Origin of the sequence: Streptomyces crystallinus (assembly GCF_039521265.1) — a bacterium.
GTDB classification, from domain to species: domain Bacteria; phylum Actinomycetota; class Actinomycetes; order Streptomycetales; family Streptomycetaceae; genus Streptomyces; species Streptomyces crystallinus.
Map to the genome: position 1 here is coordinate 255757 of NZ_BAAACA010000001.1, position 25287 is coordinate 281043.

Consider the following 25287-nt stretch of genomic DNA (forward strand, 5'->3'; position numbering starts at 1 on the left):
GGTGTCCGGGTGTGCGCCGGTCATACGATCTGGACAACGTTGTCAGAGAGAAAATGCAGGATCCAGTAGGAAGGCAAGTCGCTGGTGGTGTCAAGGGTGTTGGGGGCGAATGGCGCGGGCGTTTCGGGACGCCGTGAGAGGGTCGCGGGGGTCCGGCCCACCGCGCTCCGCCATCAGATATCCAGGAGGTCTCAACTCGGGAAAGGATGCCGTCCAACCGTGCTTTCGATCTTGCTCAGTTGACGGAAAGTGGACTATACCTGTCGGCGTCCGCTCCGCCGGGAAACCGGCGGGCTCGGGGGACGGGGGACGTCGGGGAAGCAACGGCACGTCATCCTCCGCAATGTCCGACGTATCCGCTGCGTACCCTGCACTACCCAAGCTTCAGCACAACTGACCGCGGTGGCGGGGCCCTTCGCCTGCAGGCGATTCGGTACGGGCGACCGGTACACCGCCTGAGTCCTGGAGAAGGCGAGGACTTGAGCATGGGATCCACCTCCGCCCACGAGAGCAATGAGGGCCTGGGCCGCCGCGATCTGATCAAGCGGTCCGCGGCGCTCGGTCTGATCACCGTTCCGGCGATGGGCTTCCTGTCCGCCTGCGCGAGCGGTGACAGCGGCGGCGACAAGAAGGTCGACAAGGGCACCAAGTCCGACAAGAACCCGCTCGCGGTGAATGAGTCGGCCCCTCTCGACGTCGTGATCTTCGACGGCGGTTTCGGTACGAAGTACGCCACCGACGCCAATGCCGTCTACCAGAAGGCGTTCCCGAAGGCGAAGATCAGTTTCCACAAGACCCAGAAGATCCAGTCGGAGCTCCAGCCGAAGTTCAACGGCGGCACCCCGCCGGACCTGATCGACAACTCCGGCGCCGAGCAGATGGACATGGGCGTTCTGGTCGGAAAGAGCCAGCTCACCGATCTGACGCCGCTCCTGGACGCGCCCTCCATCGACGATCCCAGCAAGAAGGTCCGCGACACACTGCGGCCCGGCATCGTCGAGATGGGCCAGTTCGACGGCGAGCAGTGCTGGATCTTCTACTACGCGTACACCGTCTACGGCGTCTGGTACTCGCAGACCGCGCTCGACAAGCTCGACGCGAAGTACCCGGAGACCTGGGACGAGATGCTCGCCCTGTGCGAGAAGGCCAAGAAGCAGGGCATCGCGGGCTGGACCTACCCGGGCAAGTACCCGTACTACCTGCCGTTCTCGCTCTACCCCTTCATCGCCAAGATCGGCGGCCGCGAGGTCCTGGACGCCATCGACAACCTGGAGCCCAAGGCCTGGGAGCACCCGGCCGTCAAGGCCGCGTTCGAGGCGTACTACGAGCTCTTCAAGAAGGGCTACATCCTCCAGGGCACCCCGGGCATGACCCACATCCAGTCGCAGACCGCCTGGACCAAGGGGCAGGCGCTGTTCATCCCGAACGGCTCCTGGGTGGAGAACGAGGCCGCTCCCACCACGCCCAAGGCCTTCAAGATGATGGTGGGCGCGCCCTCCAGCCTGGACGGCAACGACAAGATGCCGTTCGGCACCATCTGGGCGTCCGGCGGCGAGCCCTTCATCGTCCCGGCCAAGGCGAAGAACCCGGTCGGCGGTATGGAGCAGCTGCGCATCATGCTCAGCGAGGCCTCCTCGAAGAACTTCACCACCCAGGTGAAGTCGCTCTCCGCCTTCAACGGCGGCACCGACGGCCTGGCCCTGTCGACCGCCCTGCAGTCCGGTGTCGACGCGCTGAAGAAGGCCGGCACGAATGTCGTCAACCCGCGCCTTCAGGACTGGTATGTGAAGCTCCAGAAGGAGCAGATCGGTGTCGCCGGTCTCGGTGAGATGATGGCGGGCCGCGCCACCCCGGCCGAGACCATCAAGAAGATCCAGGGGTACGCCGACAAGGCCGCCCAGGACCAGAACATCAAGCACTACAAGCACAAGAAGTAGCGGCAGTGGTCAGGCGTCACCAGCGGCGGCACCCGCTAGAAGATCGGGGTCGGTAACCATGCAACACGGCAAGTACCGGTTCATCGTGGGATTTCTGGTACTCCCACTGGCGTTGTACTCACTCTTCGTCATCTGGCCGTTCATCCAGTCCATCTACTACTCGTTCACGGACTGGACCGGTCTGAGCCCGGACTTCAAGATGGTCGGCTTCGACAACTACAAGCGGATGTTCGACGACGACATCTTCTGGAAGTCGTTGCAGCACAGTCTGCTCTTCGTCCTGCTGCTGCCGCTGGTGACGCTGGGTCTCGCGCTCTTCTTCGCCTTCATGCTCAATGTCGGCGGGCGGCGCCGAAAGGGCGCCGCCATCACCGGAGTGCGCGGCTCCGGCTTCTACAAAATCGCCTACTTCTTTCCTCAGGTGCTCTCGATCGCCATCGTCGCCCTGCTGTTCCAGTTCGCGTACAACCCCAACAACGGCGTCATCAACTCCGCGCTCAAGGGGGTCGGCCTGGGCAGCGTCCAGCCGAACTGGCTGGGCGACCCGGATCTGGCGCTGTACTGCGTGATGGCCGTGCTCGTCTGGTCCACGGTCGGATTCTTCGTCGTGCTGTTCTCGGCCGGAATGGCGTCGATCCCCAAGGACTTCTACGAGGCGGCGCTGCTCGACGGCGCCAGCCGCTTCACCACGTTCTTCCGGATCACCCTGCCGCTGCTCTGGGACACCGTGCAGTCCGGCTGGGTCTATATGGGCATCCTCGCCCTCGGCGCCGAGGCCTTCGCCTCCGTGCAGATCATGACGGTGGGCCCGGGCGGCCCCGACTACTCGACCACGGTCCTGCCGCTCTACGTCTATCAGTCGGCGTTCCGCGACGGTCAGGCCGGATACGCGACCACGATCGGTGTCGCGCTGCTCGTCGTCACGCTGCTGTTCGCGGCGGTCGTGATGCGACTGGGCCGGCGCGAGCGGCTGGAGTTCTCATGACCACTGACACCTCGACCGCCGACCTCGCCGAGGAGCGCCCGCCCGTGGCCAAGCAGGCGGCGCCCGCCGAGAAGGAGAAGAAGGGCGAGGGCGTCGTCCTCAACGTCTTCTCCCACGGCGTGCTCATCCTGTGGGCGTTCATGGTCGTCATCCCGCTGCTCTGGGCGGTCATGGCGTCCTTCAAGGACGACAACTCGATCCTGTCGACCCCCTGGGCGCTCCCGGACAAGCTGCACTTCGACAACTGGTCGCGGGCCTGGACCCAGGCCCATATGAGCGACTACTTCGTCAACACCATCCTGGTGGTGGGCGGCTCGCTCATCGGCACGCTGCTGCTGGGCTCGATGGCCGCGTATGTGCTGGCGCGCTTCGAGTTCCCGGGGAACCGGTTCATCTACTACCTGTTCATCGGCGGGATGAGCTTCCCGATCATGCTGGCGCTGGTGCCGCTGTTCTATGTGATGAACAACCTGAGCCTGCTGAACACCACCCACGGCCTGATCCTGGTGTACATCGCCTACTCGCTGCCGTTCACGGTCTTCTTCCTCACCTCGTTCTTCCGGACGCTGCCCACCTCGGTCGCCGAGGCGGCGATGATCGACGGCGCCTCCCACACCCGTACCTTCTTCCAGGTGATGCTGCCGATGGCCCGTCCGGGTCTGATCAGCGTGGGCATCTTCAACTTCCTGGGGCAGTGGAACCAGTACATGCTGCCGACGGTCCTCAACACGGACCCGGACAAGCGGGTGCTCTCCCAGGGCCTGGTCGAGCTCGCGACCAGCCAGGGGTACAAGGGCGACTGGTCCGGTCTGATGGCGGGGCTGGTGATGGCGATGCTGCCGGTGCTCGCCGCGTACATCGTCTTCCAGCGCCAGGTCGTCGCGGGCCTGACCGCGGGAGCGCTGAAATAGCGGGTACGTCACGCTCCGTATCCACCACGGGACCGCCCGTCGGCGACACGCCGACGGGCGGTCCCGTGCTATGTCCCACTGCTCAGGTCTTGACGGGAGACAACCCGAAAGGCTCAGCTTAGAGTTCACATGTTGGAGATAGGGCGAGGCCTCAAAGCTGCGGCCTCGTGCGAGGGCGGCCGTCGTGCCGCCCGCCTACGGCGGGAGTGGATGAGTCGATGGAGACTCCGGGGTCGCAGACGTCATTGCACCGGGCCAATCTGGAGCGGGTCGTACGCGCGGTGCGCATGGCGGGCTCGCTCACCCAGGCCGAGATCGCCAGGACCACGGGCCTGTCCGCGGCCACGGTCTCCAATATCGTTCGTGAACTGAAGGACGGCGGAACCGTCGAGGTCACCCCCACCTCGGCGGGCGGCCGGCGGGCCCGCAGCGTCTCGCTCAGCGGCTCCGCGGGCATCGTCATCGGCGTCGACTTCGGCCACACCCATCTGCGCGTGGCGGTCGGCAACCTGGCCCACCAGGTGCTCGCCGAGGAGTCCGAGCCGCTGGACGTCGACGCCTCCTCGGCGCAGGGCTTCGGCCGGGCGGAAGAGCTGGTCACCCGGCTGATCGCGGCCACCGGCATCGGCCAGGACAAGGTCATCGGAGTGGGCCTGGGCGTGCCCGGGCCCATCGACGTCGTGTCGGGCACGCTGGGCTCCACGGCCATCCTGCCGGGCTGGACCGGCATCAACCCCAGCGAGGAGCTCTCGGGCCGCCTGGGCGTGCCGGTGTACGTGGACAACGACGCCAACCTCGGCGCGCTGGGCGAGCTGGTGTGGGGCAGCGGGCGCGGGGTCAGGGACCTGGCGTACATCAAGGTGGCCAGCGGCGTCGGCGCCGGTCTGGTGATCGACGGGCAGATCTACCGGGGCCCGGGCGGCACGGCCGGCGAGATCGGGCACATCACCCTGGACGAGTCGGGGCCGGTCTGCCGCTGCGGCAACCGCGGCTGCCTGGAGACCTTCACCGCGGCGCGGTACGTGCTGCCGCTGCTCCAGTCCAGCCACGGGGCCGATCTGACCATGGAGCGCGTGGTCCAGCTGGCCCGCGAGGGCGACCCGGGGTGCCGCCGGGTGGTCGCCGACGTGGGCCGCCACATCGGCAGCGGTGTCGCCAACCTCTGCAATCTGCTCAACCCCAGCCGGGTGGTGCTCGGCGGCGATCTGGCGGAGGCCGGGGAACTGGTCCTGGGGCCCATCAGGGACTCCGTGTCGCGGTACGCCATCCCCAGTGCGGCGCGGCAGCTTTCGGTCCTTCCGGGTGCCCTGGGCGGGCGCGCCGAGGTGCTCGGCGCGCTGGCTCTGGTACTGAGTGAAATGGGCGATTCGACCCTGCTTGAGAGTGCCGTTCCGGCCGGGACTCCTGCCTTCACTTAGATAACGGATGGCACCGTTGTCATCTCGTTAAGGATTTACTCCTTGACGGTGGCCCTGCAGCCGAGTTGACTTCCAGCCACCTCGGCCGCAACGTCGCGGCCTCGTCAGGGAGGTTTCAGAATGAACACGCGTATGCGTCGTGCCGCCGTGGCCGTGGCCGCCACCGCGATGGCCGTCTCTCTCGCCGCCTGCGGAAGCGCCAAGGAGTCGGGCGACAAGACGAAGGAGTCGACCGGCTCCAAGAAGGGCGACGCGATCAAGATCGGTCTGCTCCTGCCGGAGAACCAGACCGCGCGTTACGAGAAGTTCGACAAGCCGCTCATCGAGAAGAAGGTCAGCGAGCTGACCAACGGCAAGGGCCAGGTCGTCTACGCCAACGCCAAGCAGGACGCGACGACGCAGACGCAGCAGGTCGACACGATGATCACCAACAAGGTCGACGCGTTGATCGTGGACGCGGTGGACTCGAAGGCGATCGCGGGTGCGGTGAAGAAGGCCAAGGACCGGGGTATCCCGGTCGTCGCCTTCGACCGGCTGGCCGAGGGTCCGATCGACGCGTACACCTCGTTCGACAACGAGCAGGTCGGCCATGTGCAGGGCAAGGCGCTGGTCGACGCGCTGGGCGCGAAGGCCAAGGACGGCCAGATCGTGATGATGAACGGCGCGATCACCGACCCCAACGCCGCGCTGTTCAAGAAGGGCGCGCACGCCGAGCTCGACGGCAAGGTGAACATCGGCAAGGAGTACGACACCAAGGAGTGGAAGCCGGAGAACGCCAACGCCAACATGGAGGGCGCGATCTCGGCCCTGGGCAAGGACAAGATCATCGGTGTCTACTCCGCCAACGACGGCATGGCGGGCGGCATCATCACGGCCCTCAAGGCCGCGGGCCTGCCCAAGCTCCCCCCGGTCACCGGCCAGGACGCCGAACTCGCCGGCGTGCAGCGCATCGTCGCGGGCGAGCAGTTCATGAGCGTCTACAAGCCGTACGTCCAGGAAGGCCCGATCGCGGCCGAGATGGCCGTCGCGCTGGCCAAGGGTGAGAAGCTGGACTCGATCGCGAAGTCCAAGGTCGACAGCCCGACCACCAAGGGCGTCCCGTCGGTGATCCTCCCGGTCGTGTCGCTGACCAAGGACAACATCAAGGACACCGTCATCAAGGACGGCATCTACAAGGTCGACGAGATCTGCACCTCGAACTACAAGGCCGCCTGCGACGCGCTCGGCCTGAAGTAGTCCTCCCGCCGGGACCGGCCGGGTACGAGGATCTCCTCCACGTACACCCGGCCGCCCGGCCCCCGAAGCCCCTCCGGCGCCCCGCCCTCCTTCTCAGCCCCCGCTATCGGGCGGGGCGCCGGACGGAACGCTTCTCCGCCCTCCTCAGTTGTTCTCTTCTGCTCAAACCTCCGCGCCCCCCTCCTCGGGCGCGGCATCCCCGCCGGTCAGGCGGCGAAGGAGATGGTTCACGTGTCCGCTACGCCCGTGCTGGCGTTGCGCGGGGTCTCCAAGCGGTTCGGTGCCGTTCAGGCGCTCACCGACGTAGAGCTTGAGGTCCACGCCGGTGAGGTGGTCGCCCTGGTGGGCGACAACGGTGCCGGAAAGTCCACGCTGGTCAAGACGATCGCCGGCGTCCACCCCATCGATGACGGCGTCATCGAGTGGGAGGGGAAGTCCGTCACGATCAACAAGCCGCACGACGCCCAGAGCCTGGGCATCGCGACCGTCTACCAGGACCTCGCGCTCTGCGACAACATCGACGTCGTCGGCAACCTCTACCTCGGCCGGGAGCTGCGCAAGCGCGGTGTCCTCGACGAGGTCGAGATGGAGCGCCGCTCGCGCGAGCTGCTCACCACGCTGTCGATCCGCATCCCCAGCGTCCGCATCCCGATCGCGTCGCTCTCCGGCGGCCAGCGCCAGACCGTCGCCATCGCGCGTTCGATGCTCGGCGAGCCCAAGCTCGTCATCCTCGACGAGCCGACCGCGGCCCTCGGCGTCGAGCAGACCGCGCAGGTCCTCGACCTGGTCGAGCGGCTGCGCGAGCGCGGTCACGCGGTCATCCTCATCAGCCACAACATGGCCGATGTGAAGGCCGTCGCGGACAAGGTCGCCGTGCTGCGCCTGGGCCGCAACAACGGCGTCTTCGAGGTCAAGACCACCTCGCAGGAAGAGATCATCTCCGCCATCACCGGCGCCACGGACAACGCCGTGACCCGCCGTGCGGCGCGTAACGCGGAGGTTCAGAAGTGAGCACCGACAAGACCTCCCCCGTGGACAGCGCGGCGGCCGACCCGACCGCGCCCATCCACCTCGACAAGCCGCACGAGGCCCCCGTGGACGCGCCGCCGGCCGCCGGCGAGGCGGTCACCGCCGTCGACCCGCGCCTGCTCGTGCGCGAGCAGGGCTTCGCGGGCTACCTGTCCGAGTTCAAGCGCAAGATGAAGGCGGGCGACCTCGGGTCGCTGCCGGTCGTCGTCGGTCTGATCGTCATCATGGCGATCTTCCAGAGCCTGAACTCGAACTTCCTGACCGCCGGCAACCTCTCCGACATCTCCGTCGCGATGGTCGGTACGGGCATGATCGCCACCGGCATCGTCTTCGTGCTGCTGCTCGGCGAGATCGACCTGTCGGTCGGCTCGGTCAGTGGTGTCGCGGGCGCCACCTTCGCGGTGCTCAACGTCACCCACGGCATGGCCGAGTGGCTGGCCCTGGTCCTGGCGATCCTCACCGGCACCGTCGCCGGCGCCATCCACGGCTTCGTCTTCGCCAAGATCGGCGTCCCCGCGTTCGCCGTGACCCTGGCCGGTCTGCTGTTCTGGAACGGCTTCATGCTCCAGATCCTCGGCAGCAACGGCACGATCAACCTGGACTCCGAGGGCCTGGTCGCCAAGCTGACCAGCTACTACTTCAGCGATGTGGCGGCCGCCTACGGCCTGGCCGTGATCGCGGTGGCGGCGTTCTTCCTCTCCTCGCTCATGGACAGCCGGCGCCGCGAGGCGGCCGGGGTGCCGTCCCGCCCGTTCAGCGAGATCGTGCTGCGCACGGTGCTCCTGGCGATCCCGGCGTTCGGCGTCGCCGCCGTCTACAACCAGTACAAGGGCCTCCCGCTCGCGGTGGTGCTCTTCCTGGCGGTCCTGGTCATCACCGACTTCGTGCTGCGCCGCACCGCGTACGGCCGCAAGGTCTTCGCGCTCGGCGGCTCCATCGAGGCCTCCCGCCGGGCCGGCATCAACGTGGTGATGATCCGCACCTCGATCTACGCGATCTCCGGCACCTTCGCCGCCATCGGCGGCCTCTTCCTCGCCTCGAAGATCACCGCGGCCAACCAGGGCGCCGGCAGCGGCGAGCTCCTGATGAACGCCATCGCGGCGGCCGTCATCGGCGGCACCAGCCTCTTCGGCGGCCGCGGCCGCACCTGGAACGCGCTGCTCGGTGTGCTGGTGATCACCTCGATCCAGTACGGCCTGGCCCTGCAGGGCATCGCCTCGCCGATCCAGTACATGATCACGGGTGGCGTACTGCTCGCGACCGTCGTGATCGACGCGGTCACCCGCAAGACCCAGAAGTCCGCAGGTCGCGCCTGACCCGCGGCCTCTGTCCCCCTCGCTCCCCTACGGGGCGAGGGGGACCCCCACGGATGGAGCACGAACGTGCCCGGTGCCCTTCGCGGCGCCGGGCACGTCCGTGCGTGGGCGCGGATGTCAGCCATTTGCGTGACCCGGAACGTACCGCCCGATGACCGCCGTCGCGGGCGGAACATTAGACTCGGCCAAATCGGCATGCTCGACCAGCACGGATGCAAGGAGGCACGGGTGCCGCTGCTTACCCGTATCAGGGGACCGCGCGATCTCGACCGGCTCAGCCCGGAGCAGCTGGACCAGCTGGCCGCTGAGATCCGGACCTTTCTCGTGGACGCGGTCTCCAAGACCGGCGGGCACCTCGGCCCCAACCTGGGTGTCGTGGAGCTCACCATCGCGCTGCACCGCGTCTTCGAGTCGCCCCGGGACAAGGTCCTGTGGGACACCGGCCACCAGAGCTATGTGCACAAGCTCCTCACTGGCCGTCAGGACTTCTCCAAGCTGAAGATGAAGGGCGGCCTCTCCGGCTACCCCTCGCAGGCCGAGTCCGACCACGACGTCATCGAGAACAGCCACGCCTCCACCGTGCTGGGCTGGGCCGACGGACTGGCCAAGGCCAACGAGGTGCTGAAGAAGGACGACCACGTCGTCGCGGTGATCGGCGACGGCGCGCTCACCGGCGGCATGGCCTGGGAGGCGCTGAACAACATCGCCGCCGCCAAGGACCGCCCGCTGGTCATCGTCGTCAACGACAACGAGCGCTCCTACGCGCCGACCATCGGCGGCCTCGCCAACCACCTGGCCACCCTGCGCACCACCGACGGCTACGAGCGCTTCCTGGCCAAGGGCAAGGACCTCCTGGAGCGCACCCCGGTCGTCGGCAAGCCGCTCTACGAGACGCTGCACGGCGCCAAGAAGGGCCTCAAGGACTTCATCGCCCCGCAGGGCATGTTCGAGGACCTGGGCCTGAAGTACGTCGGCCCCATCGACGGCCACGACATCGAGGCGCTGGAGTCCGCGCTGACCCGCGCCAAGCGCTTCGGCGGCCCGGTCATCGTGCACTGCCTCACCGAGAAGGGCCGCGGCTACCAGCCCGCCCTGGCGGACGAGGCCGACCGCTTCCACGCCGTCGGCAAGATCCACCCGGACACCGGTCTGCCGGTGTCGACCTCGGGCCTCGACTGGACCTCGGTCTTCGGCGAGGAGATGGTCAAGCTCGGCAAGGAGCGCGAGGACATCGTCGCGATCACCGCGGCCATGCTCCAGCCGGTCGGCCTCGACAAGTTCGCCAAGGCCTTCCCCGAGCGGGTCTACGACGTGGGCATCGCCGAGCAGCACGCCGCGGTCTCCGCGGCGGGCCTCGCCACCGGTGGGCTGCACCCCGTCTTCGCCGTCTACGCCACCTTCCTCAATCGTGCCTTCGACCAGGTCCTGATGGATGTCGCCCTCCACAAGTGCGGTGTGACGTTCGTACTGGACCGGGCCGGGGTCACCGGCACCGACGGTGCCTCGCACAACGGCATGTGGGACATGTCGATCCTCCAGGTCGTCCCCGACCTGCGGATCGCGGCCCCGCGCGACGCCGACCAGGTGCGCGCGCAGCTGCGCGAGGCGGTCGCGGTCGAGGACGCCCCGACCGTGGTGCGCTTCTCCAAGGGCGCGGTCGGCCCGGCGGTCCAGGCGGTCGGCCGGATCGGCGGCATGGACGTGCTGCGCGCGTCCGACGCGGACCGCCCGGACGTGCTCCTCGTCTCCGTCGGCGCGCTCGCCCCGATGTGCCTGGAGATCGCCGACCTGCTGGACGCCCAGGGCATCTCGACCACCGTGGTCGACCCGCGCTGGGTCAAGCCGGTCGACGAGGCGCTGGCGCCGCTCGCCGAGACCCACCGGGTCGTCGTCACCGTCGAGGACAACAGCCGCGTCGGCGGGGTCGGCTCGGCCGTCGCCCAGGCGCTGCGCGACGCGGGCGTGGACGTGCCGCTGCGCGACTTCGGCATCCCGCCGCGCTTCCTCGACCACGCCTCCCGCAAGGAGGTCATGGCCGAGATCGGGCTGACCGCGCCGGACATCGCGCGCCAGGTCACCGGCCTGGTCGCCAAGCTCGGCGGCCTGGAGAGCGCGAGCGCCGTGGAGCCCGCGCGCGACTGACACCTTTGACGCGCGGCCCCGGCGGGCTTGCGCACCGGTCAACGGGCCGGTTCGATCGCCCTGTACGGGTGGTTGGACCGGCCCGTTCGCGTGAATTCCGGCCGCCGCCCGCTACCCGTGACGCCACTCGTCCCGATCATGACGGGGACATGAGCTAGCGGAGGTGCACAAGGTGGCTGGTACCGGTCTGTTTCGGACCAAATCAATTGAGAAGTCCATCGCGGACACGGAGGAACCGGAGCACGCACTCAAGAAGTCGCTGTCGGTCCTCGATCTGACGGTCTTCGGGGTCGGTGTCATCATCGGCACCGGCATCTTCGTCCTCACCGGCAAGGTCGCCAAGGAGAACGCCGGACCCGCGGTCTCGCTGGCGTTCGTGGCGGCCGGCGTGGTCTGCGCCCTGGCGGCGCTCTGCTACGCCGAGTTCGCCTCCACGGTCCCGGTGGCCGGGTCCGCCTACACGTTCTCGTACGCCTCGCTCGGCGAGCTCCCCGCCTGGACCATCGGATGGGACCTGGTCCTGGAGTTCGCCCTGGGCACCGCGGTGGTCGCGGTCGGCTGGTCGGGCTATGTGCGCTCGCTGATGGACAACGCGGGCTGGCACCTGCCGGACTCGCTGTCCGGGCGCGAGGGCGCCGACGGCTTCGGCTTCGACATCCTGGCCGCCGCCCTCGTCCTGGTGCTGACCGCCATCCTGGTCTTCGGCATGAAGCTTTCCGCACGCGTCACCTCGGTCGTCGTGGCCATCAAGGTCACCGTCGTGCTGATCGTGATCGTCGCGGGCGCCTTCTTCATCAAGTCCGACAACTACAAGCCGTTCATCCCCAAGGCCCAGCCGCAGGAGGCGGGCGGCAACCTCCAGGCGCCGCTGATCGAGCTGATGTCGGGGTACGCGCCCACCAACTTCGGTGTGATGGGCATCTTCACCGCCGCCTCGGTCGTCTTCTTCGCCTTCATCGGCTTCGACATCGTGGCCACCGCCGCCGAGGAGACCAGGAACCCGCAGCGGGACATGCCGCGCGGCATCCTCGGCTCGCTCTTCATCTGCACCGCGCTCTATGTGGCCGTCTCGATCGTCGTCACCGGGATGCAGCACTACTCCCAGCTCTCCATCGACGCCCCGCTCGCCGACGCCTTCAAGGCCACCGGGCACCCGTTCTTCGCGGGTGTCATCAGCTTCGGCGCCGCCGTCGGCCTCACCACGGTCTGCATGATCCTGCTGCTCGGCCAGACCCGGGTGTTCTTCGCGATGAGCCGGGACGGCCTGCTGCCCCGCTTCTTCTCCCGGGTCCACCCCCGCTTCCGCACCCCGCACCGCCCGACCATCCTGCTCGGCGTGATCATCGCGATCCTCGCGGGCTTCACCAGCCTCAGCGAACTGGCCGAGCTGGTGAACATCGGCACCCTCTTCGCCTTCGTCGTCGTCGCGATCAGCGTGATCATCCTGCGGCGCACCCGGCCCGATCTGCACCGCGCCTTCCGCACCCCGCTGGTGCCCTGGGTGCCGATCCTGTCGGTGGCCGCCTCGCTGTGGCTGATGCTCAACCTGCCCGCCGAGACCTGGCTGCGGTTCGCGATCTGGATGGTGATCGGGTTCGTCGTGTACTTCCTGTACGGCCGCTCCCACAGCCGCATCGACGTGGAGTGACCACTCCCGGTTCCCGGAGTTGATCGCACGGCCCCGTATGTCCCGCTTCGGTGGGAACTGCGGGGCCGGATAGCGTGCACCCCGTGCACCGTACGCCCACCGGTTCCCTCGCCCCGTCACTCTCCGTACGTACGTCACGGGTGCCGCGGCCGCGTGCGGAGCCGGTGCCCGGGCGCGGCGCCGGATACTGGACGCGGCTGCTGCCGGCGCTCGCGGCCCTCGCCGTACTGACCCGGCTGCCCTCCTTCCGGCACTCCCTGTGGAACCCCGACGAGGGCTATCTCGCCGTCCAGGCCCGCCAGCTCGCCGCCGGGGGAGCGCTGTACGACACCGTGGTCGACCGCAAGCCGCCGCTGCTGCCCTGGCTGTACGAGGCCGCCTTCGCGGTGTTCGGCGACACCTCGCTCGGCCCGCTGCGCGTCGCGGCACTGGGGGCGCAGCTGCTCACCGCCGTGCTCCTCGCCTCCACCGCCCGCCGCCGCTGGGGCGACCGGGCCGGCCGGGTCGCGGGCGTGCTGCACCTGCTCGTCTCCATCGGCCTCAACCCCGAGGACACCCAGGCGGCGACCTTCGAGGTGTTCATGCTGCCGTTCACGGTGGCGGCCGTGCGCTGCGCCGACCGGGGCCAGTGGGCCCGCGCCGGGCTCGCCGTCGCCGGGGCCGTGCTCACCAAGCAGACCGGCGGCGCCGCCCTCGTCCCGGTGCTCTGGCTGCTGTGGCGCACGGCGGCGCCGCGCCGCGCCGCCCTGCTGCGCGCCGGCGCGGGCCTGTGCGGCCCGGTGCTGCTCGGGGCGCTGCTCACCGGCCCGGCCGGGTTCCTGTTCTGGACCGTCACCGGCTCCGGCGCCTACGCCTCCTTCACCGGCTCCGAACTCCACGTCCTGGCCCGGGGGTTGGCCAACACCGCGCTCCTCGCGCTCGCCTGCGCGGGGCTGGTCCCGCCGGTGGTGCGGGTGCTGCGGATCGCCAGGACCGGCGCCGCCGACGTGTGGCTGTGGCTCGCCTCATCGGCCGGAGCCGTCCTCACCGGCTTCCACTTCTTCGGCCACTACTACCTCCAGCTGGTCCCGCCGCTGGTGCTGCTCGCCGCCGCCGCGCTCCAGATCCTGCCGCCGCAGCGGCTCACCGCCGCGCTGCTCGCCTCCGCCTGCGCCTGCGCGCTCTTCCTCACTTGGGGCCTGCTCGCCCCGCGCCCCGAACTGGCCCACGCCGAGCGGCTGGCCGCGGCCGTACGGGAGCGCTCCGCGCCGCACGAGCCGGTCCTGGTGTGGGGGATACACCCCGAGACGTACTGGCTCTCCCACCGCGCCCCCGCCACCCGCTATCTGACCGCCGGGCTCCTCACCAACTACAGCGGCGGCCGCGACGGCCCCCAGGTGGGCGAGAAGTACGGCGTGGCGGGCTCCTGGCCGGTCTTCCGCACGGAGCTGGCCGAGCGCCCGCCGGCGCTGATCGTCGACGACTCCCGGGGCGAGCCGTACGGCCCCGAACGCCTCCCCAGCCTGCGCCGGCTGCTGGCCGCCCACTACGAGCCGCTGGCCGGGACCGTCGACGGGGCCGTGCTGTACGTACGCACTCAGTCCGCGTCCGCCGCCTCCCCGGCCGGATGACGCACCGCCCGCGGCCCCACGCACCGCGCCCCGTGGGCCTCCACCCGGCGGCGCAGCTCCCGGTCGGCCGTCACCACCAGGCACGTACTGCCCGGGGCGCGGGCGGCGGCCAGCTCCACGATCGTGTCGTCGCCGCTGCCGGGCGCCGACTCCACCCGTACGCCCGCCACCGGCTCCACGCCGCGGGCCGCGCCCTCGACCACCAGGACCAGGTCGACGGGGCCCGGACAGCCGGGCAGACCGGTCTCGGCGTACCCCGCCAGACGGTCGCGCAGCCGCTCCGCCGCGCCGCGCCGGTCCCGCCACCAGCCGTCCGGGACCGAGCCCACCACATTGGCCGCGTCCACGATCACCAGCGCGCTCGTCACCATCCCGGCAGCGTGTCACGGGAGGGGGGAAAATCGCACGTCGGGCCGGGGAAATCCCGCGAAATCCGGGCCCCGGGGCGAGTGTTATTGTCGCTGGGTCTCATGGTGTGTCGCATCCGGCCGCTCATCGCGGATCTGGTAGGGAAAGGTGGTCGGTGAGCCATGGCGTTCAAGCCTGCGCGTACCTCGAAGGGGCAGGCGGGCCAGGAGCCCGGGACCCCCACCGCCGCACCCGCCGCCGTCTTCGGCCCCGTCCCGGCCCCCGCGCTGCCCGACGGCTCCCCGGCGGTCACCGACTGGCTCCTGCGCGGCAAGGACGGCCGGCTGACCGCGTACGCGCCGACCGCCGGCGGGGTGCTCCGCTGGACCGAGACGCACCCCGGCGGCCCCGAGTGGACCGGCCCCGAGCTGGTCGCCCCGGCCCCCGGCCTGGACCCGCGCCTCACCCTCGCCCAGGGCGCCGACGGCTATGTGCACCTGGTCGCCCTGCGCCGCACCACGACGCCCGCCGGTGAGGCCAGGACCGACGTCGTCCACGCCATCCAGTACCAGCCGGGCCGCCCGGTCAAGGACTGGTACCCGCTCGGCACCCCCTACCGCGACCAGGAGAAGGCCGCCAAGGTCGGCCACCCGGCCGCCGTCGTGGACTCCGCCGACAACGTGTGGGTCTTCCTCCGCAACGCCGGGGGCGGGCTCTGCGCCCGCGGCCAGCTGTCCTCCGGCAAGTGGGGCAACTGGAAGGACCTCACGGGCTCCGGCTCGTACGGCGCGATCTGCGCGAGCACGGCCGAGGAGGGCCGCATCGACGTGCTGGCCCCGGCCAAGCGCGGGGTGATGCGCTGGACCAAGGCCGTGGGCGCCGACGAGTTCGCGCAGCTGCCCGACCTCAAGCTCCAGGTGGCCAACGGCTCGGTGAGCGCCCAGCACACCGGCGAGGGCCGGATCACCTTCTTCTGGCGCGAGGGCGAGAACGGCGATGTGCGGGCCTTCCGCGCGGACGACCCGGCCGTGTCGCTCGGCGGCGCCTCAAACGGCCCGGTCGCCGTGCTGCGTACGCCGGTGGACGGCCACGACTGCACCCTGCTGGCCCAGCGCGGCCCCGACGGCCGCCCGGCGCTCGCCGCCTACCCCACGGAGGCCGAGGAGGCGGGCGCGGTGTGGGCCTCCACGGGCGAGGTGTGCGCCGGTGTGCCGGCGCTGGCCACCGACGCCCGGGGGCGGGTCGTGCTGGCCGCCTTCGGCACCGACGGACGGCTGCGCGTCACCCGTCAGAAGACCACCGAGCCGGGCCTGGCCCTGGAGCCCTGGACGACCGTCTGACGGCCCGTCGGCCACTCGCCCGCCCCGAAATACGCCAGGAGGCCCCCCGCGTCGCGGGGGGCCTCCTGTGTGCTGTGCGGGGGCGTTACGCCGGGACGCTCGCCACGCCCTGCGCCAGGAACTTCTTCCCGTTCACCCGCTCCGAGACGCCCTCACGGTCCAGGTACGGCGTGATGCCGCCCAGGTGGAAGGGCCAGCCCGCGCCGGTGATGAGGCAGAGGTCGATGTCCTGGGCCTCGGCCACGACACCCTCCTGGAGCATCAGACCGATCTCCTGCGCCACCGCGTCCAGGACGCGGTCGCGGGTCTGCTCCTCGGTGAGGACCGAGTCGCCCTGCTTGAGCAGCGCCACGACCTCGGGGTCCAGCTCCGGCTTGCCGGAATCGTAGACGTAGAAGCCGCGCTTGCCCGCCTTGACGACCGCCGCGAGGTTCGGGGAGACCGTGAAGCGCTCCGGGAAGGAGCGGTTCAGCGTCTCCGAGACGTGCAGACCGATGGCCGGGCCGACCAGCTCCAGGAGCACCAGCGGCGACATCGGCAGACCCAGCGGCTCGACCGCCTTCTCGGCGACCTCGACCGGGGTGCCCTCGTCGATGACGTTCTGGATCTCGCCCATGAAGCGGGTCAGGATGCGGTTGACGACGAACGCCGGGGCGTCCTTCACCAGCACCGCGGTCTTCTTCAGCTTCTTGGCGACGCCGAACGCCGTGGCCAGCGCCGCGTCGTCGGTCTGCTCGCCGCGCACGATCTCCAGGAGCGGCAGGATCGCGACCGGGTTGAAGAAGTGGAAGCCGACGACCCGCTCGGGGTGCTTCAGCTTCGACGCCATCTCGGAGACCGACAGCGAGGAGGTGTTGGTGGCGAGGATCGCGTGCGCCGGGGCGACCGCCTCGACCTCCGCGAACACCTGCTGCTTGACGCCGATCTCCTCGAAGACCGCCTCGATGATGAAGTCGGCGTCCGAGAAGCCCTCGGCCTTGTCCAGCACACCGGAGACCAGGCCCTTGAGGCGGTTGGCCTTGTCCTGGTTGATACGGGACTTGGCGAGCAGCTTGTCGATCTCGGCGTGGACGTAGCCCACACCCTTGTCGACGCGCTCCTGGTCGATGTCGGTCAGCACGACCGGCACCTCCAGGCGGCGCAGGAACAGCAGCGCGAGCTGCGAGGCCATCAGGCCCGCGCCCACCACGCCGACCTTGGTGACCGGACGCGCCAGCGACTTGTCGGGCGCACCCGCCGGACGCTTGGCGCGCTTCTGCACCAGGTTGAAGGCGTAGATGCCGGAGCGGAGCTCGCCGCCCATGATCAGGTCGGCGAGCGCCTTGTCCTCGGCGTCGTAACCGGCCTGGAGGTCGCCGTCCTTGGCGGCCTCGATGATGTCGAGCGCGCGGTAGGCGGCCGGGGCCGCGCCGTGCACCTTGGAGTCGGCGATGAACCGGCCCTTGGCGACGGCCTGGTCCCAGGCCTCGCCGCGGTCGATCTCGGGGCGCTCGACCTTGATGTCGCCCTTGAGGACGTTCGCGGTCCAGATCAGCGACTGCTCCAGGAAGTCGGCGCCCTCGAAGATCGCGTCCGCGATGCCGAGGTCGAAGACCTGCTTGCCCTTGAGCTGGCGGTTCTGGTTGAGCGAGTTCTCGATGATCACCGTGACGGCGTTCTCGGCGCCGATCAGGTTGGGGAGCAGCGTGCAGCCGCCCCAGCCCGGGACCAGACCGAGGAAGACCTCGGGCAGCGAGAAGGCCGGCAGCGCCTTGGAGACGGTGCGGTAGGTGCAGTGCAGACCGACCTCGACACCGCCGCCCATGGCTGCGCCGTTGTAGTACGCGAAGGTCGGCACGGCCAGCGCGGCGAGGCGCTTGAAGACCTCGTGGCCGCCCTTGCCGATGGCCAGCGCGTCCTCGTGCTTCTTCAGCAGCTCGACGCCCTTGAGGTCGGCGCCGACCGCGAAGATGAAGGGCTTGCCGGTGACACCGGCGCCGACGATGGTGCCCTCGGCGGCCTCCTTCTCCACCTGGTCGATGGCGGCGTTGAGGTTCGCCAGCGAGCCGGGGCCGAAGGTGGTCGGCTTGGTGTGGTCGAAGCCGTTGTCCAGCGTGATCAGCGCGAACCGGCCCGCGCCGAACGGCAGGTCGAGGTGGCGCACGTGCGCCGAGGTGACGACCTCGTCCGGGAACAGCTCGGCCGCACCCTTCAAAAGCTCAGCGGTGGTGCTCACTTGCTGCCTCCGGCGTCCTTGTGGTGCGGGTTCTCCCAGATGACCGTGGCGCCCATGCCGAAGCCGACGCACATGGTGGTGAGGCCGTAGCGGACCTCCGGCTGCTCCTCGAACTGCCGCGCCAGCTGCGTCATCAGGCGTACGCCGGACGAGGCGAGCGGGTGGCCGAACGCGATGGCGCCGCCGTACTGGTTGACGCGGGCGTCGTCGTCGGCGATGCCGTAGTGGTCCAGGAACGCGAGGACCTGGACGGCGAATGCCTCGTTGACCTCGAAGAGGTTGATGTCCTCGATCGAGAGACCGGCCTTGGCCAGCGCCTTCTCGGTGGCCGGGATCGGGCCGTAGCCCATGACCTCCGGCTCGACGCCCGCGAAGGCGTACGAGACCAGGCGCATCTTGACCGGCAGGTTGTTCTCGCGCGCGAACTCCTCGGACGCGATGATCGACGCGGTGGCGCCGTCGTTGAGGCCGGCCGCGTTGCCCGCGGTGACGTTGCCGTGGACGCGGAACGGCGTCTTCAGGTTCGCCAGGCTCTCCAGCGTGGTGCCCGGGCGCATCGGCTCGTCGGCGGTGACCAGGCCCCAGCCGGTCTCGCCCACCTCGGCGTTGGTGTTGCGCACTGAGATCGGGACCAGGTCCTGCTGGATCTTCCCGTTCGCGTACGCCTTCGCCGCCTTCTCCTGCGAGCGCACGGCGTACTCGTCGGCGCGCTGCTTGGTGATGTGCGGGTAGCGGTCGTGCAGGTTCTCCGCGGTCATGCCCATGAACAGGGCCGACTCGTCGACGAGCTTCTCGCTCACGAACCGCGGGTTGGGGTCGACGCCCTCGCCCATCGGGTGGCGGCCCATGTGCTCGACGCCACCGGCGATCACCGCGTCGTACGCGCCGAACGCGATGGAACCGGCGACCGAGGTGACGGCGGTCAGCGCGCCGGCGCACATACGGTCGATGGAGTAGCCCGGCACGGACTGCGGCAGACCCGCGAGGATGCCGGCGGTACGGCCCAGGGTCAGGCCCTGGTCACCGATCTGCGTGGTCGCCGCGATGGCGACCTCGTCGATCTTCTTGGGGTCCAGGCCCGGGTTGCGGCGCAGCAGCTCCCGGATCGCCTTGACGACGAGATCGTCGGCCCGGGTCTCGTGGTAGATGCCCTTCGGGCCCGCCTTGCCGAACGGGGTGCGGACGCCGTCGACGAAGACGACGTCCCTGACGGTACGAGGCACGATGGCTCTCCTCCAGGGTGCGGGATGGCACTGCTGCGCGTGTCGCGTACGCCTGAGCGCGCGCTCACCCCGCCATGCTACTTGCGGGTAACCAAACTGCCCAGTCCCGGCGGCAGGAGCGGCGAAGGTCACACCGGCGCCGGGCCCCCGACATGGCCGTACCCCCTGACGACGGTGGTCGTCAGGGGGTACGCGGATGCCGTGCGGGTCAGCCGTTGGCGGCCAGCGCCGCCGCGAGCAGCGGTGTGACCTGCTCGATCTGCCAGCGCCGGGCGCCGTACGCCTCCAGCGCCTGGGCGATCGCCGCCTCGGAGCGGTCGCCCGGCGGCTCCCAGCACACCCGGCGGACCGTGTCCGGGGTGATCAGGTTCTCCTGCGGCATGTTCAGCCGCTCGGCCAGCTCCGACACCGCCGCGCGAGCGGCCGACAGCCGGGCCGCGGCGGCCGGGTCCTTGTCCGCCCAGGAGCGCGGCGGCGGCGGGCCCGCGACCGCCTGCCCGGGCTGCGGAAGCCCGGAGTCCGGCAGCGCCCGGGCCCGGTCGACGGCCGCCTGCCACTGCTCCAGCTGGCGCCGTCCCATCCGGTGGCCGTAGCCGGGCAGCGCCATCAGCGCCTGGACGTTCAGCGGCAGCGCCAGCGAGGCCTCGATGATCGCGGAGTCGCTGAGCACCTTGCCCGGCGAGACGTCACGCCGCTGGGCGACCTTGTCCCGGGCCGTCCACAGCTCGCGCACGGCGGCCATCTGGCGGCGCCGGCGGACCTTGTGCATCCCGGAGGTGCGCCGCCAGGGCTCCTTGCGCGGCGGCGCGGGCGGCGCCGAGGCGATCGCGTCGAACTCCTGGCGGGCCCAGTCCAGCTTGCCCTGCCGGTCGAGCTCCTTCTCCAGGGCGTCCCGCAGGTCGACGAGCAGCTCCACGTCCAGCGCCGCGTACCGCAGCCAGGGCTCGGGCAGCGGGCGGGTCGACCAGTCCACCGCGGAGTGGCCCTTTTCCAGGGCGTACCCGAGGACGCTCTCGACCATCGCGCCCAGGCCCACCCGCGGGAAGCCCGCGAGCCGCCCGGCGAGCTCGGTGTCGAACAGGCTGGAGGGGACCATGCCTATTTCCCGCAGGCACGGCAGGTCCTGGGTGGCGGCGTGCAGGATCCACTCGGTGTCGGCGAGGGCGTCGCCGAGCGAGGAGAGGTCGGGGCAGCCCACCGGGTCGACGAGCGCGGTGCCCGCGCCCTCCCGGCGGAGCTGGACGAGGTAGGCACGCTGGCCGTACCGGTAGCCGGAGGCGCGCTCGGCGTCCACGGCCACCGGGCCGGTGCCGGCCGCGAACGCGGCGACGACTTCGGCGAGCTCCTCGTCGGTGGCTACGACGGGCGGAATGCCGTCACGCGGCTCCAGCAGGGGAGTCGGCTGCCCATCGACCGGGACGTCGTCGTCCGGGGGGGCGCCCCCGGTGGTTCGCAGTGCTGTCTCTGCTGCGGTCTTTTGGGCGTCGGTCACCTGTCAAGGGTACTTGTGTATATGCCGCGCCCGTCGACGGAACGTTCCGTCGACGGGCGCGCGAGGGGCGCACGGCGCCTTGTGGGGGGAGCATGCCCCTCGGGACCTCTGGGTCAGTGGATGATTCCGGTACGCAGGGCGACGGCCACCATGCCGGCCCGGTCGCCCGTGCCGAGCTTGCGCGCGATCCGGGCGAGGTGGCTCTTCACGGTCAGCGCGGAGAGTCCCATGGACACCCCGATGGCCTTGTTGGACTGGCCCTCGGCCACGAGTCTCAGCACCTCGACCTCGCGCCCGGAGAGCTCGCGGTAGCCGCCCGGGTGGCTCGGGGCACCCGGGGGGCGGCGGTGCATACGGGCGGCCGCGGCGCCGATGGGGGCGGCGCCGGGGCGGCTGGGGTGGCCGATGTTGGTGCGGGTGCCGGTGACGACATAGCCCTTCACACCGCCCGCGAGGGCGTTGCGCACGGCGCCGATGTCGTCGGCGGCCGACAGGGCGAGACCGTTGGGCCAGCCCGCCGCTCGGGTCTCGGACAGCAGGGTGAGCCCGGAACCGTCGGGCAGATGGACGTCGGCAACGCAGATGTCGCGCGGGTTGCCGACGCGGGGACGTGCCTCCGCGATGGACGACGCCTCGATGACGTCCCGTACTCCGAGGGCCCACAGGTGGCGCGTGACGGTGGAGCGGACTCGGGGGTCGGCGACGACGACCATGGCCGTCGGCTTGTTCGGGCGGTAGGCGACCAGGCTTGCGGGCTGCTCAAGGAGAACGGACACCAGGCCTCCTGGGGGGAAGGTGCGGGACGGAGCCGGCTCGGGGATGAAGCCGGGGCGAACCGTGCAGATAGGGTCACAGACCTCTTCGGCAGCCTGCCCGTCCGCCTTTAGGGAATGATCACGATTTGGTGAGAAACATTTAGGGCAATTAGGACAGGTGGTCGACGGGGGAGTCACTGCCCGGTCTTTGTCCGCGGGTGTGTGGGTGGCTGGTCGCGCAGTTCCCCGCGCCCCTCAGGGGGTTCCCGGCAGCCGGAGAGTGCAGCTCAGCCACGGGCCTTCAGGGGCGCGGGGAACTGCGCGAGAAGAGGCCACGGCCCGCAGACGAACGAGGGTGTTCAGGGCCACGCACAACCGCCCGAACGGCCCGGACTACCTAGGGGCGCGGGGAACTGCGCGAGCAACCCACCACACACCCGCAGGCAAAAGCCGGACCCGCGCAGCGGTTAGCGAGGATCCCGTCGCTGCGGCAGCGAGACAACCCCCGCGTCCGGCCCCGCGACCGGCGGCAACCCGGCGACCTGGCACAACAGATCGCACCACGCCGCCAGATGCGCCCCCCCGTCCGGCACCCCGTCCCGCCCCTCCCGGGGCGTCCAGGACGCCCGGATCTCGATCTGCGTGGCGGGCAGCCGCTGCGAGAGCCCCCCGAAGTAGTACGAGCCCGCCCGCGTCACCGTCCCGCTGGCCTCCCCGTACGAGAGCCCCCGCGCCTCCAGCGCCCCCGTCAGCCAGGACCAGCAGACCTCCGGCAGCAGCGGGTCCGCCGCCATCTCCGGCTCCAGCTCCGCCCGTACGAGCGTGACCAGGCGGAACGTCCCCTGCCAGGCGTCGTGCCCGGCCGGGTCGTGCAGCAGCACGAGACGACCGTCCGCGAGGTCCTGGTCGTTCTCGACGACCGCCGCCTCCAGCGCGTACGCGTGCGGCGCCAGCCGCTGCGGCGGCCGGGTCGGGTCGACCTCGATCTCGGGGCGCAGCCGCGCGCCCCGCAGCCCGTCGACCGCCTGGCGGAAGACGAGCGGAACGGTCCTGCCGTCCGCACTGTCCGTGCCGCCGGCGCCATCCGAAGTTCGTCCCTGAGCGGCAGCCATGCGGGGAAGACTAGGCGGAACGGGCGCCCGGCGCCGGTAGGGACACCCGGGGCCCGCCGACGGCTTCGCGGCACGTGCGAAGATTCTGGGCGTGAACGCCAACGCACGCCCTTCGGGCCCGCCGACACAGACGTATGACTCCGCCTTCCTCAAGGCGTGCCGCCGTGAGCCGGTGCCGCACACGCCGGTCTGGTTCATGCGGCAGGCGGGGCGCTCGCTGCCCGAGTACCTGAAGGTCCGCGAGGGCATCCCCATGCTGGAGTCGTGCATGCGGCCCGAGCTGGTCACCGAGATCACGCTCCAGCCGGTGCGCCGCCACAAGGTGGACGCGGCCATCTACTTCAGCGACATCGTGGTGCCGCTCAAGGCCATCGGCGTCGACCTCGACATCAAGCCCGGCGTCGGCCCGGTCGTCGCCGAGCCGATCCGGACCCGCGCGGACCTCGACCGGCTGCGCGACCTCACCCCCGAGGACGTCCACTACGTCACCGAGGCCATCGGCATGCTGACCGCCGAGCTCGGCGAGACGCCGCTGATCGGCTTCGCGGGCGCGCCCTTCACCCTGGCGAGCTACCTCGTGGAGGGCGGCCCGTCGCGCAACCACGAGCACACCAAGGCGCTCATGTACGGCGACCCGCAGCTGTGGGCCGACCTGCTCGACCGCCTCGCCGAGATCACCGGCGCCTTCCTGAAGGTGCAGATCGAGGCGGGCGCCTCGGCCGTCCAGCTCTTCGACTCCTGGGTGGGCGCGCTGGCCCCCGCCGACTACCGCCGCTCGGTGATGCCCGCCTCCGCGAAGGTGTTCCGCGAGGTCGAGAAGTACGGCGTGCCGCGCATCCACTTCGGCGTCGGCACCGGCGAGCTGCTCGGCCTGATGGGCGAGGCCGGGGCGGACGTCGTCGGCGTCGACTGGCGCGTCCCGCTCGACGAGGCCGCCCGCCGCGTCGGCCCCGGCAAGGCGCTCCAGGGCAACCTGGACCCCGCGGTCCTCTTCTCCACGCCCGAGGCGGTCGAGGAGAAGACCCGCGAGGTCCTGGACGCGGCGGCGGGCCTGGAGGGCCACGTCTTCAACCTGGGCCACGGCGTGCTGCCGACGACGGACCCGGACGCGCTCACCCGCCTGGTGGACCACGTCCACACGCGGACCGCGCGCTGAACCGGAGCCGGCGGTCCGGTTCCCAGGCCTAGCTCCCCGCCGCCCGCACCGCCGACACGGCCTTGCGGGCGGCGACCAGGACCGGGTCCCAGACCGGTGAGAACGGCGGGGCGTAGCCCAGGTCCAGGGTGACCACCTGCTCCACGGTCATCCCCGCCGTCAGCGCGACCGCCGCGATGTCGACGCGCTTGGCGGCGCCCTCACGGCCGACGATCTGCACCCCGAGCAGCCGTCCCGTACGCCGCTCGGCGAGCATCTTCACCGCCATCACGGCCGCCCCGGGGTAGTACCCGGCGCTGTTGGTGGACTCGATGGTCGCGGTCACGAACTGGAGCCCCGCCTCGCGCGCCTCGTGCTCGCGCAGCCCCGTACGGGCGATCTCCAGGTCGCAGACCTTGCTCACCGCCGTACCGACGACGCCCGGGAAGGTCGCGTAGCCGCCGCCCACGCCCGAGCCGATGATCTGGCCGTGCTTGTTGGCGTGCGTGCCGAGCGCGATGTGCCGCTCGCGGCCCGAGACCAGGTCCAGGACCTCCACACAGTCGCCGCCCGCCCAGATGTCCTGGTGGCCGCGCACCCGCATCGCGCGGTCGGTGAGCAATCCGCCGTGCTCGCCCAGCGGCAGCCCGGCCGCCCGGGCGAGCTCCGTGCGCGGCTCGACGCCGATGCCGAGGACCACCACGTCCGCCGGGTACTCGGCGTCCGCCGTCGCCACCGCCCGCACCCGCCCGTCCTCACCGGTGAGGATCTTGGTGACCTCGGCGCCGGTGACCGTGGTGATGCCCATGGCGTCCATCGCCTCGTGGACGAGCCGGCCCATGTCCGGGTCGAGCGTGGACATCGGCTCCTCGCCCCGGGTCACCACCGTCACCTCGTAGTCGCGGCGCAGCAGCGCCTCGGCCATCTCCACGCCGATGTAACCCGCGCCGACGATCACCGCCCGGCGCCCGGACGTCGACGTCAAGGTGTCCAGGAGCGCCTGGCCGTCGTCGAGGGTCTGCACCCCGTGGACGCCCGGCGCGTCGATGCCCGGCAGCTCCGGCCGCACCGGCCGGGCCCCGGTGGCGACGACGAGCTTGTCGTACGCCGTCCAGGACTCCTCGCCGGACTCCAGGTCGCGGGCGCGCACCCGCCGCCCGTCCGTGTCGATCTCCAGCGCCTCCGTGCGCATCCGCAGGTCGATGTCGCGCTCGCGGTGCTCCTCGGGCGTGCGCGCGATCAGCTTGTCCCGCTCCGCCACCTCGCCGCCCACCCAGTAGGGGATGCCGCAGGCGGAGTACGAGGTGAAGTGGCCGCGCTCGAACACCACGATCTCCAGGTCGTCCGGCCCCCTCATCCTGCGGGCCTGCGACGCGGCGGACATCCCCGCCGCGTCGCCCCCGATGACCACCAGTCGCTCCGCCGCCATGGCGCA

General features: G+C 70.5%; 19 protein-coding genes. 12 read left to right on the forward strand and 7 right to left on the reverse strand.

Annotation, left to right across the window (positions count from 1 at the left end; translation table 11 throughout):
• The first annotated feature begins 485 nt into the window (after nt 1–485).
• From ngcE to ABD236_RS01095, 10 genes are all read left to right on the forward strand, one after another.
• Entirely contained in the window at nt 486–1937 is a 1452-nt protein-coding gene (gene ngcE / locus ABD236_RS01050; RefSeq protein WP_344068607.1) for an N-acetylglucosamine/diacetylchitobiose ABC transporter substrate-binding protein, read from the forward strand.
• Nucleotides 1938–1995: 58 nt separating this feature from the next.
• Complete coding sequence (locus tag ABD236_RS01055; RefSeq protein WP_344068610.1) at nt 1996–2922, forward strand: carbohydrate ABC transporter permease; 927 nt, start codon at nt 1996–1998, stop codon at nt 2920–2922.
• A complete protein-coding gene (locus ABD236_RS01060) occupies nt 2919–3833 on the forward strand; it encodes a carbohydrate ABC transporter permease (protein ID WP_344068613.1) in 915 nt (304 codons plus the stop codon). The genes ABD236_RS01055 and ABD236_RS01060 overlap by 4 nt, the downstream gene beginning before the upstream one ends.
• A gap of 218 nt (nt 3834–4051) precedes the next feature.
• Nucleotides 4052–5251, forward strand: a complete 1200-nt coding sequence (locus ABD236_RS01065) for an ROK family transcriptional regulator (RefSeq protein WP_344068616.1) — start codon at nt 4052–4054, stop codon at nt 5249–5251.
• 120 nt (nt 5252–5371) lie between these two features.
• Nucleotides 5372–6487 carry a sugar ABC transporter substrate-binding protein gene (locus ABD236_RS01070; protein ID WP_344068619.1) on the forward strand — a complete coding sequence of 372 codons (1116 nt, stop codon included), beginning with the start codon at nt 5372–5374 and terminating at the stop codon, nt 6485–6487.
• A gap of 222 nt (nt 6488–6709) precedes the next feature.
• The gene (locus ABD236_RS01075) at nt 6710–7498 is read left to right on the forward strand and encodes an ATP-binding cassette domain-containing protein (protein ID WP_344068622.1); all 789 of its coding nucleotides are present in this window, start codon (nt 6710–6712) and stop codon (nt 7496–7498) included.
• On the forward strand, nt 7495–8832 hold the full coding sequence (locus ABD236_RS01080) for a sugar ABC transporter permease (RefSeq protein ID WP_425543795.1): 1338 nt from the start codon (nt 7495–7497) through the stop codon (nt 8830–8832). The genes ABD236_RS01075 and ABD236_RS01080 overlap by 4 nt, the downstream gene beginning before the upstream one ends.
• Before the next feature lie 228 nt (nt 8833–9060).
• Nucleotides 9061–10974 (forward strand): 1-deoxy-D-xylulose-5-phosphate synthase, encoded by a 1914-nt coding sequence (gene dxs, locus ABD236_RS01085; protein ID WP_344068756.1) that lies wholly within the window; start codon nt 9061–9063, stop codon nt 10972–10974.
• A 172-nt stretch (nt 10975–11146) separates the two neighbouring features.
• Nucleotides 11147–12622 carry an amino acid permease gene (locus tag ABD236_RS01090; protein WP_344068625.1) on the forward strand — a complete coding sequence of 492 codons (1476 nt, stop codon included), beginning with the start codon at nt 11147–11149 and terminating at the stop codon, nt 12620–12622.
• Nucleotides 12623–12705: 83 nt separating this feature from the next.
• Nucleotides 12706–14232: an ArnT family glycosyltransferase gene (locus ABD236_RS01095; RefSeq protein ID WP_425543796.1), complete on the forward strand. Its 1527-nt coding sequence runs from the start codon at nt 12706–12708 to the stop codon at nt 14230–14232.
• Here ABD236_RS01095 and ABD236_RS01100 read toward each other — a convergent pair.
• Entirely contained in the window at nt 14199–14603 is a 405-nt protein-coding gene (locus tag ABD236_RS01100) for a PIN domain-containing protein (RefSeq protein ID WP_344068628.1), read from the reverse strand. The genes ABD236_RS01095 and ABD236_RS01100 overlap by 34 nt on opposite strands.
• A gap of 159 nt (nt 14604–14762) precedes the next feature.
• Between ABD236_RS01100 and ABD236_RS01105 the strand changes: the two genes are divergently transcribed.
• Nucleotides 14763–15920 carry a PLL family lectin gene (locus tag ABD236_RS01105; protein WP_344068631.1) on the forward strand — a complete coding sequence of 386 codons (1158 nt, stop codon included), beginning with the start codon at nt 14763–14765 and terminating at the stop codon, nt 15918–15920.
• Nucleotides 15921–16005: 85 nt separating this feature from the next.
• Here the strand turns inward: ABD236_RS01105 and ABD236_RS01110 are convergent, their stop codons facing one another.
• The 5 genes from ABD236_RS01110 to ABD236_RS01130 all read right to left on the reverse strand — a co-directional run bounded on the left by ABD236_RS01110 (nt 16006) and on the right by ABD236_RS01130 (nt 22717).
• Nucleotides 16006–18135, reverse strand: a complete 2130-nt coding sequence (locus tag ABD236_RS01110) for a 3-hydroxyacyl-CoA dehydrogenase NAD-binding domain-containing protein (RefSeq protein ID WP_344068634.1) — start codon at nt 18133–18135, stop codon at nt 16006–16008.
• Nucleotides 18132–19358: a thiolase family protein gene (locus ABD236_RS01115; RefSeq protein WP_344068637.1), complete on the reverse strand. Its 1227-nt coding sequence runs from the start codon at nt 19356–19358 to the stop codon at nt 18132–18134. The genes ABD236_RS01110 and ABD236_RS01115 overlap by 4 nt, the downstream gene beginning before the upstream one ends.
• Nucleotides 19359–19566: 208 nt before the next feature.
• Nucleotides 19567–20850 (reverse strand): HRDC domain-containing protein, encoded by a 1284-nt coding sequence (locus tag ABD236_RS01120; protein ID WP_344068640.1) that lies wholly within the window; start codon nt 20848–20850, stop codon nt 19567–19569.
• A 113-nt stretch (nt 20851–20963) separates the two neighbouring features.
• Nucleotides 20964–21626 carry a helix-turn-helix transcriptional regulator gene (locus ABD236_RS01125; protein WP_019890177.1) on the reverse strand — a complete coding sequence of 221 codons (663 nt, stop codon included), beginning with the start codon at nt 21624–21626 and terminating at the stop codon, nt 20964–20966.
• A 446-nt stretch (nt 21627–22072) separates the two neighbouring features.
• Complete coding sequence (locus ABD236_RS01130) at nt 22073–22717, reverse strand: DUF3000 domain-containing protein (protein ID WP_344068651.1); 645 nt, start codon at nt 22715–22717, stop codon at nt 22073–22075.
• A 91-nt stretch (nt 22718–22808) separates the two neighbouring features.
• Here ABD236_RS01130 and hemE point away from each other — a divergent pair, with 91 nt between their 5' ends.
• A complete protein-coding gene (gene hemE / locus ABD236_RS01135; RefSeq protein WP_344068654.1) occupies nt 22809–23873 on the forward strand; it encodes a uroporphyrinogen decarboxylase in 1065 nt (354 codons plus the stop codon).
• Nucleotides 23874–23901: 28 nt separating this feature from the next.
• Here the strand turns inward: hemE and ABD236_RS01140 are convergent, their stop codons facing one another.
• The gene (locus ABD236_RS01140) at nt 23902–25281 is read right to left on the reverse strand and encodes an FAD-dependent oxidoreductase (protein ID WP_344068657.1); all 1380 of its coding nucleotides are present in this window, start codon (nt 25279–25281) and stop codon (nt 23902–23904) included.
• Nucleotides 25282–25287: the final 6 nt, after the last annotated feature.